The organism is Sphingomonas nostoxanthinifaciens, assembly GCF_019930585.1.
Taxonomy (GTDB): domain Bacteria; phylum Pseudomonadota; class Alphaproteobacteria; order Sphingomonadales; family Sphingomonadaceae; genus Sphingomonas_I; species Sphingomonas_I nostoxanthinifaciens.
Window position 1 is genome coordinate 1,477,361 of record NZ_CP082839.1, and the last position, 17,832, is coordinate 1,495,192.

Genomic DNA, 17,832 nt, shown 5'->3' on the forward strand with positions numbered 1-17,832 from the left:
GTGCGTGTCGTCGTCGTGGAACCGCCTCAGCCCGTGGTGGCATGGGCCGATGCGGATGCGCATCTCAATCTCGGCGGCGACACCACCCAGCAGGCGATGGTCGAGGGGATGATTGCTGCGGCAACCGCGCACATCGACGGGCCGGAAGGCTGGCTCGGCCGCGCGCTGGGCGAGCAGACGCTCGAGGCGCGCTTCGGCGCCTTCCTGTGCTGCGGATCCAGCGTGCGGTTGCCATTTCCGCCGCAGACTGCGCTGCTCGGCGTCAAATATCTCGACGCAATGAATGTCGAGCAAACTGCTGATCTGGCCGACTTTTACCTCGCCGGCTCTGATCTCTACCCCAGCAGCGGCAGCTGGGCATGGGACGGAGCTTCGCTGCGCGCAGAGGCGATCCGCATCCGCTACACCGCCGGTTACACGGCGATCCCGAAGCCGATCCGCGCGGCGATCCTCATGATGGTCGCGGATCTGTACGAAAATCGCGATACGACCGTGCCCAGCGCGCACGCCGTTGCCGTACCGATGTCGACGACCGTCGAGGCATTGCTCTCGACCTATCGGGTTTTCGCCTGATGTCCGGGTTTAAGCTCCGCAGCGGTGACCTCGATCGTCGCATTCGCATCGAGGGGCCGGTCGAAGATCCCGCGCTGGACGGCGCCGGGTCGGGCGCTTGGGCCGTCGTCGTGCTGAGCGTCCCGGCTCAGGTCCAGGATATGCTGCCCAGCCGGGGCGAACGGCTCGCCGACGGCGTCAACCTCGCCACTCGCCCGGCTCGCGTGAGGATCCGCTTTCGTCCGGGCATCACTTCGGCAATGCGCTTTGGCCTGCTCGAGCGACAGGGCGACGGCACCGATCGGGTCGTTCGCACCATGCAGATCATTTCGGAGCCTGCTGAGCTCGGCCGGCGTGTCGGGCTCGAGTTCATGGTCGAGGATTACAGCTCCGCCGGCAACAGCGCCTGATGGCGACGATCAAGGGTCGCGCCGACGTGGCTCGGTTCTTTCAGCAGCTGCCAGCTGAGCTTGGGCGCAAGGTGCTGCTCGGGGCGGCGCGCGCCGCAGCGAATATCGTCGCGGCAGAGGCTCGGCAGCGTTCGATTTCTTCCGAGGTGACCGACGCGATCAAGGTCGCCGCTCGTCGGGAAGAGGGCCGCGTCGTCGCTAAGGTGCAGGTCAAGGGCCCTGGCGCGTATATCGCGCCGTGGCTCGAGTACGGCACCGACCCGCACTTCATCACGGTCGATGAAAGCCAGCGCCGCGGCATGAGCGTCGGCAAGATCAACCGCTCGCATGCCGAAGGTTCGCTCGTCATCAACGGGCAATTCGTCGGCAATACCGTCCACCACCCCGGCGCGCGTCCGAACCCATTCCTGCGGCCAGCGCTGGACGCGAAGGAGGCCGAGGCGATCGCCGCGGCACAGACTTACATCAATGCCCGCATCACCCGCGAGGGCATCACCGGGCCAGACGAGCCGGAGGACACCGAATGACCGGCGCGATCATCGTCGGCACGTTGCTTCGCGCGAGCGCCGCCATGGTGGCAGCTGTGCCGATCGAGCGGATCAAGTTGGGCCTGCTGCCTGATGGCGTGCCGCTCCCAGCCGTGGTGATCCGCACCATCAGCAGCGTCGACCGTCAGCCGCTCAAGCGAGGTGCTTCGGTGCGCGTCACGGATCGCGTCTCGGTCACCGTCCGCGCCGCAAGCTATCGCGATCAGACGGCGATCATCGAGCTGATCCGCACCGCGTGCGCCGGCCGGATCGGCGACGTCGGCGGTGGCAGGCGTGTCTCAATCCTCACCGCCGGCACCGGCCCCGATCTGGCCGGGCCCGCCAACAGCTTTGAGCAATCCCAGGACTTCCGGGTCAGCTTCGACGCGGACGCCTGAACACCCGAGGAGACCACCAATGGCCGACAAGAAGACCAAGTCCGCGTTCATCGTCACCAGCTTCAAGGACACGAACTTCGACCACACCGATGTCGAGCGGCATTTCACCGCCGGCAAGGTCGAGCAGCTGCCCGAGGGCGTCTTCGCCAATTACGAGCATGCCGGCCTCGTCCGCGAGCCCACCCAGACGGAGCTGTCGGCCACCGCCGGCGAAGCGGCGACCGACGAACACGCCGTCTGATATCGAAGCGGCCCGCGACCGCTCGGTTCCCCGATTGCCCGCCGGGCAATGACCCGCCCGCCATTCCCGGCGGGCTTTTAATTGGAGAAACGACATGGGTTCCACCACCGCGGCGGGCTCGGCGATTGCCATTTCGGCCGCTGCTCCCGCAACCTTCGACGCTACCGGCTACGCTGCCCTGACTTATACCGAGATCGGCCAGGTCGAGAAGATCGGCGCGATCGGCGCGGTCTATGCGAAGGTCGAGTTTCAGCCGCTCAAGGGCGCGAAGCAGAAGTTCAAGGGCAGCAAAGACAACGGCACCCTCGCGCCGTCGCTCGCCCATGACTCCACCGACGCCGGCCAGACGCTGCTCCGCACCGCTGCGGACAGCAACGCGAACTATTCGTTCATGGTGACCTATGCGGATGGCGCGAAGCGCTACTTCCAGGGGCGCGTGTTCGGATATCCCGAGACGACCGACGGCGCCGATACGGTGCTGATGGCCAACCCGACCGTCGAGATCAACACCGACATCGTCAAGGTGCCGGCCTAACCCTCCAAATCCGGCGCCCGCGACGCCGGCCATCATGCACCCGGTCCGCCCCGCTTGTCGCGGGCTGCGGGCGGGCCGGGTGCACCAATCGCCCGCGAAAGGACTATCATGGACATCACCACCCAGGCCGTCGCTGACACCGCCTCGATCCACATCAAGGGCGCCAATGGCGCGTTCCTGTACGACGGCGACAAGCCGGTGCGGATCGTGGTCTACGGCCCCGGCAGCAAAGCGTTTTCTGCCGTCGAGGCGCGGCAGTCCGCGCGCGCGCTGAAGCGCATGCAGGACAACGACAACAAGATCAGCATCGCCTCGCCGGAACAGCGCGCGAGCGAGGAGGCCGAGGATCTGGCCGCCATCACCGTGCGGTTCGAGAACCTGTCCTATCCGCCGGCTGGCAAGGCCGACGGCGCAGAACTGTTCGAGGCGCTGTACCGCGATCCGAAGCTCGGCTTCATCCCGAAACAGGTCACCAAGTTCGTGGCCGACTGGGGAAACTTCATGCCCGGCTCTGCCGGGAACTGATCGTCTACGTTCGGGCGATGGCGTGGCTCGCTGCCACGCCCAAGCCCGACGAGCGCACCAGGCGCGCGAAACGCGAGAAGGATCGCCCCGGCATCAGCCGGCTCGACGCGATGAAGCGGCACGGCGTCGAGCCAGAGATGCCCGTCAACCCAGCGCCGCACATCATCAACCGGCTGATCGAGGTCGGGCTGGTGGAAGCGGCCGGCATGGGCGCCTCGCCGATGAGCTGGCGCGAGATCAACGATTGGCAACGGGCAACGGGTGTCGACCTGTCCGCGTGGGAGGCGCGTCTCCTGCGACGTCTGTCGAGCGAATATCTCGCCGAAGGACGTCGCGCGGAGAGCGAGAATTGCCCGCCGCCATGGCGAGCGCCGGTGACCGCACGGGAGCGCGAGGTTGAGCAGGCCCAGCTCATGACAGTCCTCGGCTGATATTGGCGAACACCACCCGGCGCGCGTAGAAGAGCCTCATCGACGGAGGCTGTATGCGCGCGCTGGTGCTTGGTTTGGGACTGATCGCCACCCCCGCGGTGGCTGCTGACCAATTCGATCTGATGTGCACATCCAAGCACGCATCTATGCGTTATCGGGTAGACCTCGCGAGTCGAGAATGGTGCTTTGGCCAATGTAAGACCGTGCAGAAGCTCGCGGAGCTGACGTCAGGCACAATAACACTCGCGCGGGAAGAGCCATCATCTTCCGATGGGCCTCGACTTATTAATACAATAAACCGTGCAACGGGTGAGTGGTATTGGCTAAGCTACGAGCCGGGGCCGTATTCCGTGCCGGATGTAACTCGTGGACTTTGTACACCGCAAGAATTTAGCGGGTTTCCAGCCGCAAAGTTCTAGCGAACCGCCGCGGACCGCTGCGGCTCCCGACTTCATTTTTCCATAAGGGCCGCTTGATGAGCGGCCCTTTTCTGTGGGAGTCCGCTCATGGGCGATGGCGCACCGACGCTTGAGGTCGGCTTTGCGATCAATCCGGGCGGCTCGATCGAGAGCCTTTCCCAGCTCGACGATCTGATCGGTAAGGCCGCCGCGGACGCCGTGCGCGAGTTCGCCAAGGTCGAAGCGGCCTCCGGCCACATCCTCGATCTGGGCGGCGCGACGGCATCGCTTACGGCGTTCGGCGCTGCCGCGACCCGCGAAAGCCAGAACGCGGCTCGCGCGCTTGCCCAGGTCGAAAAAGCGGGCGAGAGCATGTCTCGTCAGCTTGATCGACAGACGACCAGCTTCGGCAAATCCACCGCCGAGCTGCGCGCCCTGAAGGTCGAGACGGCAGCCTTGGCGGCCGAGCAGCAAGGACTGACCGAACTGGCCGATCGGCTCCGCGCGCAGCAGGAGCAGCTGGCGACGGCCGAAGCCGCCGAAGCCGAGCGCGTGCGCGAGAGCACGATCGCCCACCAGCTTTTCGAGAACCGCGTGCGTGAGGGTGCCGCGGCGCTGCGCGAGCAGGAGCTGGTCGCCCAGGCCACGGCCAGGGAAATGGCCGCGCTGTCGCAAGCCTATGAGCGCGCCGCGCTATCGGCCGCGATCGAGCGGAATACCGGGACGGGCCGCATCAGCGCGACCAACGCGGGGGCCACGTTCAGCGCCTTGAGCGCCAAGGCTGCCGAGGATGAGGCTACGGCGCTCCGCGAGGCGGGGCTTGCTTACGCCATGTTCGAGGCGCGGGCCCGTGCCGGCGCCGCGGCGATGAAGGACGCCGACGCTGCAGCGGAGCGCGATGCCGTGGCCGTCCAGCGGCTGCGCGACATGCTCGATCCGGCTGCCGCCGCGCAGGCGCGCGTCTCGCAGGCGATCAGCGAAGCCCGCCGCGTCATGACCGACGCCGGCTTCAGCGCCGAGGAGATGGCGAAGGTCGAAGAGATGCTGGCGATGCGCGGCAACGAGCTCGCGGAATCGCATGGGCGCATGAGCCTCGCCGGAATGGAGGCGCAGCACATTGTCCGCGCTCTGAGCGACAGCATCGCTGCCGGCCAAAGCCCGGTTCGCGCGCTCACGATGGAGTTCGGCCGGATCACGGAGGCCATGAGCTTCTGGGCAATGCAGTCCAACGCCACCGAGGGCGTCGTCGGCCGGCTGGCGGCCTTTATGGGCAGCGGCTGGGGCCTGATGATCATGCTCGCGGTCGGCGCGCTGGCGCCGCTCGTCACCGAGCTGTTCGACACCAGCGAGAACGCCAAGGAGGCGGAGAAGTCGCTCAAAGACTTCCAGAACCGCCAGAGCGACATCAAGAATTTCATCGACGAGACCACCGGCCGGCTCACCGAGCAGAACCGCGTGCTCGTCCTGAACGCGACCCTGACCCGCCAGGCTGAGATCGCCGCCAACAACAAGGCGATCGCGGAGTCGCGCGGCGCAGCGTTCGACCGGGCGTCGTCGGCCGCATTCAGCGCGACCCCGGCCGCGCCCGGCACGACGATCAGCGGCGTCGGCTTCACCGACAACACGGCCGTTCAGGGCGTCATCAAGGCCGCTGGCGGGGATGTCGCGAAGCTCGCCGACGGCTTGGCGGCCCTGGCCAAGACCCGCCCCGATCTGGCGAAGGTCGCTCTGGATGTTTCGGGCATCGGCGGCCAGGCCATCATGGCGCAGCGCGAGAATGACCGGCTGGGCAAAGAGCTGCGTGCGCTGGGTGGCGACACCACCGCGCTGGCGCATTCGACGACCGGCCTGATCGAAAAGCAGGTGGCCCTCGCCACCGCGACGACCCCGCTGGCGCGCGCCCAGGCGCAGCTGGCGCTGGTGAAGGAAGGTGCGGCCGCCGCCGACAAGGCGGGCGGCGCCGCGCTCGACGAGTACCGATCGAAGCTGACGGCAGCGACCAATGCGGTTCATGCGGCCGAGGAAGCGCAGAAGTCCCAGCGCGCCGCCGATCGCGAGGCCGCCAAGGATCTGAAGCAGCACGAGGCGGCATGGGCGTCGGTGGAGAAGACGATCCGCAACGTGTCCGCGGCGCTCGACGAGTATATCCGTAAGACGACGCTGAAGAGCCTCGGCATCGATCCTGCGAAGGACTTTGCGAGCCCCGACGACACCCGCACCGTGCGCGACATGCTGAACGACGCGCAGAAGGAGCGGGAAACCTCGACGCACAACACCTTCAACGACAGCGTGGAGCAGCAAAAGAAAGCGCTCAAGGATCAGCAGGACGCGTTCAAGGACGCCGCCGAGCAGGCCAAGAAGTACGCGGCCGACATTGCGGAGCCGTTCGGCCGAGCGGGAAAGTCGATCTCTGCGGCCACGGAAGCGCTCGCGGAATACGTCAAGCAGCAACGCATCCTTTCGGCTGATGTCACCAGCGGCAAAAAGACCGAAGGTCAGGCCGCACAGGCATCCGCACGCAACCAGATCGACGCCTATGCCAGCATCACCGGCGCGGCGAAGGATTTCTTCAGCGAGCACAGCCGCATCTACAAGGGACTGCAGGCGGCCGAGACTGCGTTCCGTGCGGTCCAACTCGCCATGTCGATCGCCGCCATGATCCAGAACGGAGCCGAGACGGCTGGCGCTGTCGTGAACGCCGGTGCGCGCGCCACGGCCGACGGCACGGCCGGCATCGCCAAGCACAGCCAGCTTCCGTTCCCTGCGAACATCGTCGCCATGGCCGCGACCGCCGCGGCGCTGGTCGGGATCGGCGTCGCGGTGCTGGGCGGCATCGGCGGCAGCAGCACCAGCGCGGCCGACTATTCGAAGGGCAACACCGGCACCGGCACAGTGCTCGGCGACACGTCAGCGCAGAGTGCGTCGATCAAGAACGCGCTGTCCGCGCTGAAGGATGTGAACGACGCGACCCTGACCGTCAGCCGCAACATGCTGGCCTCGCTTCGCTCGATCGAGAGCAACATTTCCGGCCTCGCGACGCTGCTCGTCCGCAACGGGAATATCAATGCCGACAGCACCGTCGCACAGGGGTTCAAGACGAGCGGGATCGGCTCGATCCTGAGCAACATTCCGCTGATCGGCGGCTTCCTGTCGAGCCTGTTCGGCACGAAGACGACCGTCATCGGGTCGGGCTTGTCCGGCCGCGCGCAGAGCGTCGGCGACATCTTGAGCGGCGGGTTCGACGCTTCGTATTATTCGGATATCGAGAAGCAGAAGAAGTTCCTCGGTCTCACCACGTCGACGAAATACTCGACGAACTATACCGCTGCCGATCCCGACATCGAGAACCAGTTCACGCTGCTGATCAAGCAGTTTTATACGACCATCGGTCAGGCAGCGGGGCCGCTCGGGCAGTCCCTCGACTCCGTCCAGAGCAAGCTGCAGGGGTTCACCATCGACATCGGCAAGATCGACCTGCAGGGCCTGACCGGCGACGAGATCGAGACGAAGCTCGAGGCCGTTTTCGGCGCCGCAGCCGACAACATGGCACAGGCCGCGGCGCCGGGGCTGGAGAAGTTCCAGAAGGTCGGCGAAGGCTATTTCGAGACGCTGGTGCGGGTGTCCTCGACCGTCGAGCAGGTCGACGCCGCCTTCCAGAAGCTGGGCGTTACGTCCAAGTCGCTGGGCGTCGATGTCGACATGGCGATCGCCGGGATGTTCGACAGCGTGAGCGACTTCACCAGCGCCACCGACACCTATTTCGCGGATTATTACACCAAGGCCGAGCAGGCCGCGGCGACGACCGCGCAAATCTCCAAGGCGTTCGACAGCCTCGGCCTGTCCATGCCGGACACGCTCGACGGGTTCCGCGCGCTCGTTGAGGCGCAGGATCTCACCACCGACGCCGGTCGTCAGACCTACGTGACGCTGCTCCAGCTTGCGCCGGCCTTCTCCGACCTGAAGACCAGCCTCGAAGGCGCCAAGTCGGCGGCGGACATCTTGTCGGAACGGGAAGACCTGCAGTCGCAGCTGCTCCAGCTGCAGGGCGATACCGCGGCCATTCGCGCGGCAGCGCTGGCGAAGCTCGATGTCAGCAACCGGGCCCTGCAGGAGCAGATCTATGCGCTGCAGGACGCCCAGGACGCGGCCAAGGCGGCGCAGGATCTGAAAGACGCGTGGACCAGCGTCGGGACCAGCATCATGGACGAGGTTAAGCGCATCCGCGGGCTGACCGATACCAGCACGGGCGGCAGCTTCGCCTCCCTGCTGGGCCAGTTCAACGCGGCAACCGCTGCGGCGCGCGGCGGCGATCAGGATGCCGCGAAGTCGCTCCCAACCCTCTCGCAGTCGCTGCTCACGGCCGCCGCCGCCGCCGCCACCAGCCAGCAGGAGCTGAACCGGGTTCAGGCGCAGACCGCCGCCAGTCTCGAGGCGACCTATGCCGCGATCAATGCGATGACCGGCACCGCCACCACTACCGGCAGCTCGACCGATCTGGCCGCCGCCGCGGCCGCATCAACCGGCACAAGCCCTACGTCCGCCAACGACGATCTCATCAGCGAGATCACGGCACTTCGTGACGAAGTGGCCCAGCTGCGCGCCGACACCAACGCGGGCAATGCGTCGCTTGCCGCGCCGATCAACAAGGTGGCCAAGATCCTCGACAATGTGACGGCGCCCAACGGCGGCGACGCGATCACCGTAGCGGGGGCTGCCGCGTGAAATTCGTTCCTCCGGTCCAGATCGCGGATGCGGCGCTCGTCGCGTCCAGCCTCCCCGAAACCGACTATGCGGAGTGGTCGGCGGCCGCGACCTATGCCGCGGGCGACCGTGTCATCAAGGCGGCGACGCATCGCGTCTATGAGAGCGCCGCCGGCGCGAACAAGGGCAACGATCCCGCCGCCGTCGGCAGCGCCGCGTGGACGGACATGGGGCCGACCAACCGCTGGGCGATGTTCGTGCCGACGGCGGGCATGGCCTCGATCGCCGCCGGCGCGCTGTCGGTCACCGTCGCGCCCGGCGCTGCCATCGACACGCTGGCGTTGCTCGACACCGTCGCCGCGACAGCGCGCGTGCAGGTGAGTGTCGGCGGCGCGGTCGCGTTCGACCAGACCTATCCGGTGGTCGACGCGGTCGTCACCTTGGAGGGTCTGCCGGCTCCGGCCGGCGCGCAGATCACGGTCACCGCCGATGGCTTCGCCACCAATTCGGTCGGCGCACTGCTGCTCGGCACCGCGGTCGACCTCGGTGTCACCGAGACCAACCCGACGATCGGCATCACCGACTACAGCAAGCGCACGACCGACGATTACGGCGTCACCACCGTCGTCGAGCGAGCGTGGGCGAAGACCCTGTCGACCAACGTTCAGGTCGCAACCTCGCGCGTCGACCTGCTTCAGCGCACGATCGCCGCCGTTCGCGCGGAGCCGGTGCTCTGGATCGCGGAGCAGTCCTATGCCGTCCTGACGCTGTTCGGCTTCTTCTCCGACTTCTCGCTCGACCTGCAGCTGAACGATTACAGCATCTGCTCGCTTACCATTCAGGGGCTGCCCAGCGCGCCGACCACGCTCCATGACGTCGACCCGAGCCCGTCAGACACGGCCGGCAGCCTGAAGGTGATCCGGCCCGAGGTGGTGTCGCAGGCGCGGCTCATCAGCATCAACGTGCCCGAGAACGACTATCCGGAATGGGATGCCGGCGCGACCTATGGCAACGGCGCGCGGGTCATCAAGGCGTCGATGCATCGGGTTTACGAAAGCGTCGTCGGCGGCAATGTCGGCAACGACCCGGTCAGCCCGACGAATACGAAATGGACCGACGTCGGCCCGACCAACCGCTGGGCAATGTTCGATCAGGCGCTGGGCTCGGTCACGACCGCGACTGGCGCGATCGTCCTCACGCTGAACCCGGCGACTACCATAACCGCGCTGGCGGTGCTGGACACCAATGCGGCGAGCGTCCGCGTGCAAGCGCCTGGCTACGATCGAACCGTTGCCGTCGCGGAGGAGCGCGCGGTCTTCCTCGATCTCGACGTCGTCGCGGGCGGGCAGTTCACGGTCACGATCGCCGCGACCGGCGGGGCCGCTGCTGTCGAGGCCGGAACGCTGCTGATGGGCGCGCTCAGCCCGCTCGGCGCCCCGGCGATTTCGCCGAAGGTCGGCATCACCGACTATAGCAAGAAGGACACCGACGATTTCGGGCTGACGACCGTCGTCGAGCGCGCTTGGGCGAAGCGGATGGAGGTGAGCGCGCTCATCTCGACCGACGCGGCGGACAGCGTGCTGCGGCGGATCGCCTCGATCCGGGGAATGCCCTCACTCTGGATCGCCTCCGACGATCTGTCGGCGCTGACGATCTACGGCTTCTTCCGCGACTTCTCGATCCAGCTGGCCGAGAATGCGAGCACGTTCGCCCTCACGGTCGAAGGCCTGAGCACGGCGGCGCCGGTCCAGCCGCTGGCGACGGTGAGCGACGTGACATGGCCGACGCTGCCGGATCCTGACGGGACGAAGCCGGCCAACAACGCCACCGTCGGCGCGCCCGCAGGCACCTACATCGGCGACACCTTGGCGGAAGACGTCGTCGCGCAGGTCCGCGCGCTCCAGCAGCAGACTGGCGGCGGCGACGCCACCCCGCCCGGTGCGCCGACCGGCCTGGTGGCGACGTCGACGCTGCTCGCCGACGGGACGGTCGACCTCGGCTTCACGTGGGACGCCAACCCGGAAACCGACATCGCATATTACATCTTCAGCCTCGCGCTGAACGGTGGCGGCGCGGTCCAGTCTGTCGCGCCGGCGAACAGCACGGTCTTCCATGGGATCCAACCCAACGCAGCGTTCGTCGCGAAGGTCGCCGCGGTCGACAAGAGTACCAACAAATCGACGTTCAGCGCGGCGATCAGCGGCAACACGATCAAGGACACGCTGCCGCCCGCGCCGCCGACCAACTTCACCGCGATCGGCAGCTTCAAGGCGATCTCGTTCACCTGGACCAACCCCGGCGACAGCGATCTCGCGGCGATCCGGCTTCTCTATTCGGCCTCGCCTGATCCCGCGACGGCGACAGGCTATGGCACGGAGGCGACCGGCGTTCCCGGCACCGTCGGCCGGCGCACTGTCTCCGGCCTCGACACGGGCTTCGCCGGCTATTGGTGGGTGTCGGCGATCGACACGTCGGGCAATGCCAGCGTGCTCACCGGCCCGGTCTATGCGGCAACGATCGTCAACAACACGTCAGACCTTGCCGACAACATCATCACGCAGGCGAAGCTGGGACCGCTGTCGGTCTACACGGGCGCGATACAGGCCCAGGCCGTCATCGCCTCGAAGGTCGCGGTCGTAGCCGAGAACCTGTTTCCGGACAGCCAGATCAACGATCCCACGTGGTGGTTCGGGCCTTCTCCTGCGGCCGTCGCTCCGTTCGCGACGCCCGGCTATCAGGACAATCCCGGCGCGTGGATCGTCAACCCCGATACTGGCTTCTCCGCCACGCTGGGCGCGCCACGGCACTGGCTGCTCTACTCCCAGCTGGGCAACACGAGCAGCACCAGCAACTACACCTTCTGTACGCCTGGCATCGCTGGGGTCTCGGCAGCTCAGACCTATGCCGTCGCCATCGGCATGGAGAACTTCAGCAACGTTCAGGCGAATGTCGACCTGCAATGGATCAACGCTGATGGCTCTATAACCATCGGCACCAACATCGTGTCGATGGCCCCCGGGACCGGAGCGCAGATCGTCAAGAAGCAGGTGACCGCACCGTCTACCCCGGTCATCGGCTACCGCTTCGCCTTTTACGTGATCCACAATGGCAGCCCGTTCAATGGCTATGTGCGTCTCGGCGAGACGGACCTTCGTAAGGCCAACGGTGCCGAGCTTGTCGTGGATGGCACGATCTCCGCGCAGAAGATCATCTTCAACCAAGGCTTCGCAGATGCGTTTTTCGCCAACACGCTGACCGTCAGCAGCACATTCGCGGCGAAACTGATCCAGAGCGTCGACAACCTGCCCGGCTACCTGACGATCAGCGGCACCGGCTTCAACCTCGGCACGCTCACGCAGACCGCGCAGACGGCCTATAACAACGCAGCTGATCCCGCCGGCGTTATCCGCGCGCAGGGCACCTATATCGGCGTGGGCAACGTCCTGACGCAGGGCGGCAACCCGATCTCCAATTGGGTGTTCGGCGGCGACAGCGCCTCACTGAACGGCGGCGCGATCGCGGCAAACACGATCACGTTGAATAAGGCCGTCATCGGCCTTCGCGGGGTCCAGCTGATCGACATCACCTTTGATACCGACCGGGTAAGCACCGTCTATTGGTCTGCCGGATATGTCGAATGGCAGGACGACGCTGGCAATCGTCGTGTCGATTACATGCGAGCTGGCAGTCAGACCTTCGACGTCAACAATCCGGTCGCCGTGCTGCTCGTCTGGTTTGACCGGGCTGCCTCGCCCAATGCTTTCGGCGACGGATCGGGGCACTTGTGGGCGGGGATGCCCGCCGGCGGCGTGGCCGAGATCGTGGGCAACACGAACAACGTAATCCTCGCGCTTTACCGAAACGGCACGAACCTCGACGCAAGCTACGGCCGCACGATCATCGACGGCGACTACCTCAAGACCGGCACGCTCGATGCGCAGCGCGTCATCGTGCACGGCACCATCACCACCGACCTGCTCGGCGCGCGCATCGTCACCGCCGACAAGATCGGCGTCGGCGAGTTGTCGGCCATTACCGCCAACATCGGGCTGCTGCGCACCGCGACCAGCGGCCAGCGGATGGAGCTCGATGGCAACAATATCCGCTCCTACGACGGCAACAACGTGCTGCGTTTCCGCGCCGGAGTCTGGTGATGCCCTCGGGCATGCAGGTCTGGGGGCCTGACGGAGCGCTCTGGTTCGACACGAACGAGAATACCAGCCGGGTCGTCGGCGTGCTGACCTTCACGTCGATCCAGACCGAGACGACGATCAACTATCCGGCGCCGGCCGGCACCAATCCGTGGGCCTATGCCTTCGCCAGCAACGGCCTGAACGCCCAGGCCTATGTCGGCCGGCCCGACGCTAACACCGCAAGCGTGACCTATGTGCTGGGCTATCCGGCCTCGGGCAGCTGGCCCCCGAACGGGCAAGTGCACATCATCTATGGATGGGCGTGATGACCGCAGGATTCGAGGTCGTGAACGACCGCGGCGTTCAGATCGTCGACGAGCATTATGTCTGCCTGGCGCTGCGCGCGCAGGGCGCGGCCACCGCCAATATCGGCACCGGCATCGGCACGATCCAATATGTCGACATCGGCTATGCCGGGGCCGACGTGCCGCTGCTGGTGATTTACAAGCCCCAGCGGAACGGGCGGGGCGACGAAGGCGCGTGCATCATGGGCGCGCGCCGTAACGGGGACGGCAGCTGGACCTTCCGGGTGGCCTGCTTCGGCAGCCCGTCCGTCGTCGGCGGCATCGACTACAGCTTCAGCTGGTACGTGTTCGATCGGCCGCCGGTGGTGAGCAGCGGGGCCGGCGTCGAGGTGTACGGCCCGGATGGCGGGATCGTCTTCTCGTCGATCTGGCGCCCGATGAAGATCGTCGGCTCGGGCCAGATCATGGGCCTGCCCAGCGGTAAATGGGGCTTCGCCTTCAACTCGAACATCGAGATCGTGAACGACAGCGTCGAGATCACCAGCTCGTCCGGTGGGACCAACTTCGTCGACGTCTGGCGCGGCACGATCGGCGGATGCTTCTGCGCGCCCGACGGCATTTACAGCAACGCCTATCAGACCGGCGGTCAGGGCCGGAACGAATACATCTATGGCGATCTCGACGGCGGCGGCGGCGGATCGAGCTTCGTCGTGAACCTCGCCGGCCTGTGATCGTCATCGGGTCGGAGGCTGCCCGGCTGGGCGGCTTCCTGCCACCATGGCGCGGCGAGCGAGGCTTTGCCGGCACGGGCGACATCGACGTCGTCTGCCGCGAGGTAGAACTGGCCGAGATCGAGCGCCGGCTCGCGACGCGCGCGCACTGCCGAACCGGGGGCGAATGGCTGCTCTACGACGGGCGGCACGCGATCGACCTCTGGGTGAGCGACGCCGCGGCGACGCTGATGGAGGATCTGTCCGGCCCCGTGGTCGACTTCGCGCCGCTCGGGCCGGTGCAGGTCGCCCCGGTCGAGGTGGTCTGGGCGACGCTCTATCCGACCGCCGGCTGCGTCGCGCGCGCCTGGGAAAAATCGTTCCGCGACCTCGCTCACTACGACCGCATGGTGCGGGATCGAGGCCTGCTGACACCGGCGCATTGGCGCCTCGCCGAGATCTACCGGGCAAAGATGGTCGCGATCGTCTGCGCCTCGCTGGAGCAACCACCCTTGGAGAACCATCATGGCTGACGACACTTCCGCCACCTATCAGGCATCCGCCACGCTCATCGAGACGGAGCGCGCCGCGGCGCAGGCGGTGCTGGACAAGCTGACCGCGCTGCAGGTCGACCTCGGCACGATCATCGCCGGGCTCGATTACGCGCCGGGCTACGTCTCGCAGCCCAAGCAGATCGCGCAGGGCGTGCTGAGCAACCTGAGCTTCGCGGTCGCCACCCAGCTGCCGCAGCTCATTAAGACCTACTCGCCGACCACCAGCGCGGCCTGATCCACCCGCCGGCAAGCCGGCACCACCAGAAAGGAATGCATATGGCTCGTGGCAGCCGCTATCCGCGCGTCTTCGGGAGCGCCGCGGCGAAGGCGCAATCTCGGGCGGCCTACAGCTATGTGCTGAAGTCCGGCCAGACGATCACCGTGACCGGCTCGAGCATGTCGCCGGTCGTCGGCGGCAATGCCGCCTTCACGTTATCCGTGGCCGGGGGCACTGCACCCTACGGTCTGACCCTGCTCTCGGGTACGATGCCTCCCGGCCGCAACCTTTCCGGCCTGTCCGAGGTCGGCACCTACACGACCGCCGGCACGTACAGTTACGTCCTGCGCGTCACCGACGCCGCCGGCAAAACCGGCGACCTCGCCGTCACCGCCGTGGTGACCGCTGCCGGCAGTGCCGGCGGAACGCTCGACTTCTCCGACCCCGCCAACTCCGGCCTCATCACCGTCCTCTAAGGGAGACACCACCATGAAGATGCTCTTTCGCGTCGCGGCGCTCGCCGCGGCGGCCCTTTTCGCGTCCGCTCCGGCTCTCGCCGACATCCAGGTCAAGGACGCCACCGGCGCCACGATCGCCACGTGCTCGACCGCGGTCTCGTCGACCCAGGTGCCCTGCCATCAGGTCAAGGACTCGACCGGCGCCACGATCAACCCCGCCACCAAGGAAGGCGTCGCCGCCATCGTCACCCAGCTGGGCACGCCCGCCCAGGCGGGTGGCAAGATCGACACGGTGATCCAGAGCAGCTCGACCAACCGCTCGGCGGTCATCGGCTTCTCGGGCACCGCGTCGGCCGCAACCTCCGCGTCGACCGCGCTGACGCTCGCGGTGACCTCCAACTTCGTCAACCAGAACAGCGTCCGCTCGGGCATCCCGATGGTTGGCCAGCTCGTCTCCGGAACCGGCATCACGGCCGGCACCACGATCACGGCGATCACCGACAACGGCTCGAACAGCTTCGCGCTGACGCTGTCTGCAGCGGCGACCGTCGCCTCGGGCACGATCGTCACGAGCGGCGGCCCGCAGCTGGTCGCGGCCGCCAACCTGAGCCGCCGCGGCTTCTCGCAGCAGAACCAGAACGGGACCACCGATTGCTATCAGAACGGCCTCGGCAGCGTGACCGTCGGCCCCGACAGCCTTCTGATCCCGTACCGCACCTACTATGAGAGCAAGGACAGCCACGTCGGCACCGGTGCGATCGGCGACCAGTGCACGTCCGGGCCGGTCAACATGTACGTTCGCGAGTGGTGAGCGGCAGCCTGAACCGTCCCGGACAGGAGATTACGATGACGAAGCTCTTCAGCACGCTCATGAGCGCGCTGCTGGCGGTCGCTGCCTTCATGGCAGCGCCGCCGGCGGCGGCCGACATGATCCCCGGCTCGATCCGCTCTGCGCAGGCGGGCCTGCGCGGGCGCGCGTTAGACATGCAGCGCACCGCCACCCTCGCGAAGATCCAGCGGGTGATGACGGCGGCGCAGACGGCCAATGGGCAGGACGTGGCGCCCCTCGGCATCACGCCGACCACGTCGCTCACGCCGGTTCAGCCCCAGCTGATCACTTACTCCGCGAACCCGGATAAGTTCGAGGCTCTCGGCGGCACGCCGTTGGTGACAAAGGACCCCAATTACTACGTCATCGTTGATAGCGACGACGCCCTGCTCACCAACACGTCGCTGTCGGCGCTCATGCCGCAGGCAAAGGCCTATTGGGAGCATTCGGTTCAGTGGAACACGAAGCTCATCAACGGCCGCTATATCGAGATCGGCAGCCGCGAGGAGGGCTCCGGTCCGGTGCTGCGGCTTTGGGTGAACGGCGTGCTCGCCCAGGCGGGGCGTGTCGCCTACCAGCCGAATGCCGGGACCGGCCTCAACTGGACGACCTACGACCTCGGCGCGACCGGCACGTACGAGCTCGGTATCGAGGTGACCGGCGACTTCCGCTTCAACGGCGTTCGTATCGAGGCCGGGGCGACGCTTGCCAAGCCGACCCGCGCGGACACGGTCGTCGAGATCAATATCGGCGACAGCTATACCGCCGGTCCCATCAACAACGGCACGACGCGCGGCGAGAACCTCGTCAGCATCATGGGCCGCTATCTCGGCTTCAAGAACGTCATCTCTTCCGGGCTTGTCGGTTCGGGCTACGTCACGTCGGCCGGCCGCAAGACCGCGCCCAACTTCTACACCGACTTCGTCAGGCCCATGCTCGGCGGGCTCGATCCCGACGTCATCAAGATCAACGACGGGTACAACGACTCTGGCAGCGTCGGGCCGACGGTGACGGCGGCCTATGCCATGTGGCAGCAGGTGCGTGCGGACTTCCCGCGTGCGCTGATCGTCATCGGCGGCGTGTGGACGTCGCAGGGCAGCCAGACCCTGGTCACCCTTCAGAACCGCGAGACGCAGCTGAAGGCGCAGTTCGATCTGTGGGGCGATCCGTTCTCGCTGTTCATCAAATCCGCCAATCCGACCGGCGGGTCGCAGTCGGCGTGGATGCTCGGCACCGGCCGGGTGGGCACGCCTGCCTATAACGGGATCAACGATTACATCGTGTTCTCGGACGGCATCCATCTGATGGACGGCTATGACAACGCGAACGGCCAGTGGTTCGTGGCGAGCAAGTATCGCGATGCGATGATCGCCGGCGTGAACGGGTTCGGTGCCACCTATAATCCCGGCGGGGTGCAGGTGCCGAAATGGCCGCTCGCAGCCAGGATCGCCGGCGGGGCGGCGCCTGCCGGCACGGTCGGCAATCCGTATCTGCTCGCGATCATGTCGACCGGCGGCGGGTTGATCCGCACGTCCTCGCTCAAGAGCGGCGCCTTGCCACCGGGGGTCACCTTGGGTTCGCTGCAGATGACGTTGACCGGTACGCCCACCACCGCGGGCACCTACGCCGGTGTCATCACCATCAGCGACGGCGCGTCGAACGTCGACGTGCCATTCTCGATCGTCGTGAGCTGATCCGGATCACATACGACGAAATGGAGCACGCCGCCGGGGGTGGGGCGGAACCAGCGACGTGCTCAGTTGCGCGACCGTCGCGGACACTGGTCGGATCGAGGTCTAAGCTGCCTCGGTTACCTAAAAGTTAATGTCGCGACGAAGTGGAGCGCGCTGCAGGTCAATCTGCGGCGCGCTCCACCCCGCTCTTTATTGCCAGCGAACGGGTGCCGGC

General features: G+C 66.5%; 17 protein-coding genes. All 17 read left to right on the top strand.

The annotated features are described in order from the left end of the window. Entirely contained in the window at positions 1 to 573 is a 573-nt protein-coding gene (locus K8P63_RS07065) for a head-tail connector protein (RefSeq protein WP_223799109.1), read from the top strand. Next, positions 573 to 962, top strand: a complete 390-nt coding sequence (locus K8P63_RS07070) for a phage head completion protein (protein ID WP_223799110.1) — start codon at positions 573 to 575, stop codon at positions 960 to 962. Before K8P63_RS07065 ends, K8P63_RS07070 begins: the two co-directional genes overlap by 1 nt. Continuing rightward, positions 962 to 1,489, top strand: a complete 528-nt coding sequence (locus K8P63_RS07075; RefSeq protein WP_223799111.1) for an HK97 gp10 family phage protein — start codon at positions 962 to 964, stop codon at positions 1,487 to 1,489. Before K8P63_RS07070 ends, K8P63_RS07075 begins: the two co-directional genes overlap by 1 nt. Beyond that, positions 1,486 to 1,887 (top strand): tail completion protein gp17, encoded by a 402-nt coding sequence (gene gp17, locus K8P63_RS07080; protein ID WP_223799112.1) that lies wholly within the window; start codon positions 1,486 to 1,488, stop codon positions 1,885 to 1,887. Before K8P63_RS07075 ends, gp17 begins: the two co-directional genes overlap by 4 nt. Positions 1,888 to 1,906: 19 nt before the next feature. Continuing rightward, positions 1,907 to 2,128: a hypothetical protein gene (locus K8P63_RS07085; protein WP_223799113.1), complete on the top strand. Its 222-nt coding sequence runs from the start codon at positions 1,907 to 1,909 to the stop codon at positions 2,126 to 2,128. Positions 2,129 to 2,222: 94 nt separating this feature from the next. Then, a complete protein-coding gene (locus tag K8P63_RS07090) occupies positions 2,223 to 2,663 on the top strand; it encodes a hypothetical protein (RefSeq protein ID WP_223799114.1) in 441 nt (146 codons plus the stop codon). Between the two features lie 108 nt (positions 2,664 to 2,771). After that, the gene (locus K8P63_RS07095; protein WP_223799115.1) at positions 2,772 to 3,188 is read left to right on the top strand and encodes a hypothetical protein; all 417 of its coding nucleotides are present in this window, start codon (positions 2,772 to 2,774) and stop codon (positions 3,186 to 3,188) included. Positions 3,189 to 3,205: 17 nt separating this feature from the next. After that, the gene (locus tag K8P63_RS07100) at positions 3,206 to 3,619 is read left to right on the top strand and encodes a hypothetical protein (protein WP_223799116.1); all 414 of its coding nucleotides are present in this window, start codon (positions 3,206 to 3,208) and stop codon (positions 3,617 to 3,619) included. A 506-nt stretch (positions 3,620 to 4,125) separates the two neighbouring features. Next, the gene (locus K8P63_RS07105) at positions 4,126 to 8,739 is read left to right on the top strand and encodes a coiled-coil domain-containing protein (protein WP_223799117.1); all 4,614 of its coding nucleotides are present in this window, start codon (positions 4,126 to 4,128) and stop codon (positions 8,737 to 8,739) included. After that, positions 8,736 to 12,872 (top strand): fibronectin type III domain-containing protein, encoded by a 4,137-nt coding sequence (locus tag K8P63_RS07110; protein ID WP_223799118.1) that lies wholly within the window; start codon positions 8,736 to 8,738, stop codon positions 12,870 to 12,872. Before K8P63_RS07105 ends, K8P63_RS07110 begins: the two co-directional genes overlap by 4 nt. Continuing rightward, entirely contained in the window at positions 12,872 to 13,177 is a 306-nt protein-coding gene (locus K8P63_RS07115; RefSeq protein ID WP_223799119.1) for a hypothetical protein, read from the top strand. The genes K8P63_RS07110 and K8P63_RS07115 overlap by 1 nt, the downstream gene beginning before the upstream one ends. Next, entirely contained in the window at positions 13,177 to 13,887 is a 711-nt protein-coding gene (locus K8P63_RS07120) for a hypothetical protein (RefSeq protein ID WP_223799120.1), read from the top strand. The genes K8P63_RS07115 and K8P63_RS07120 overlap by 1 nt, the downstream gene beginning before the upstream one ends. Beyond that, the gene (locus K8P63_RS07125) at positions 13,884 to 14,399 is read left to right on the top strand and encodes a hypothetical protein (RefSeq protein WP_223799121.1); all 516 of its coding nucleotides are present in this window, start codon (positions 13,884 to 13,886) and stop codon (positions 14,397 to 14,399) included. Before K8P63_RS07120 ends, K8P63_RS07125 begins: the two co-directional genes overlap by 4 nt. After that, complete coding sequence (locus K8P63_RS07130; RefSeq protein WP_223799122.1) at positions 14,392 to 14,655, top strand: hypothetical protein; 264 nt, start codon at positions 14,392 to 14,394, stop codon at positions 14,653 to 14,655. Before K8P63_RS07125 ends, K8P63_RS07130 begins: the two co-directional genes overlap by 8 nt. Before the next feature lie 41 nt (positions 14,656 to 14,696). After that, complete coding sequence (locus tag K8P63_RS07135) at positions 14,697 to 15,113, top strand: putative Ig domain-containing protein (protein WP_223799123.1); 417 nt, start codon at positions 14,697 to 14,699, stop codon at positions 15,111 to 15,113. Between the two features lie 13 nt (positions 15,114 to 15,126). Next, positions 15,127 to 15,906, top strand: a complete 780-nt coding sequence (locus tag K8P63_RS07140) for a hypothetical protein (protein WP_223799124.1) — start codon at positions 15,127 to 15,129, stop codon at positions 15,904 to 15,906. 35 nt (positions 15,907 to 15,941) lie between these two features. After that, positions 15,942 to 17,618: a putative Ig domain-containing protein gene (locus K8P63_RS07145; protein WP_223799125.1), complete on the top strand. Its 1,677-nt coding sequence runs from the start codon at positions 15,942 to 15,944 to the stop codon at positions 17,616 to 17,618. The last annotated feature ends 214 nt before the right edge of the window (positions 17,619 to 17,832 follow it).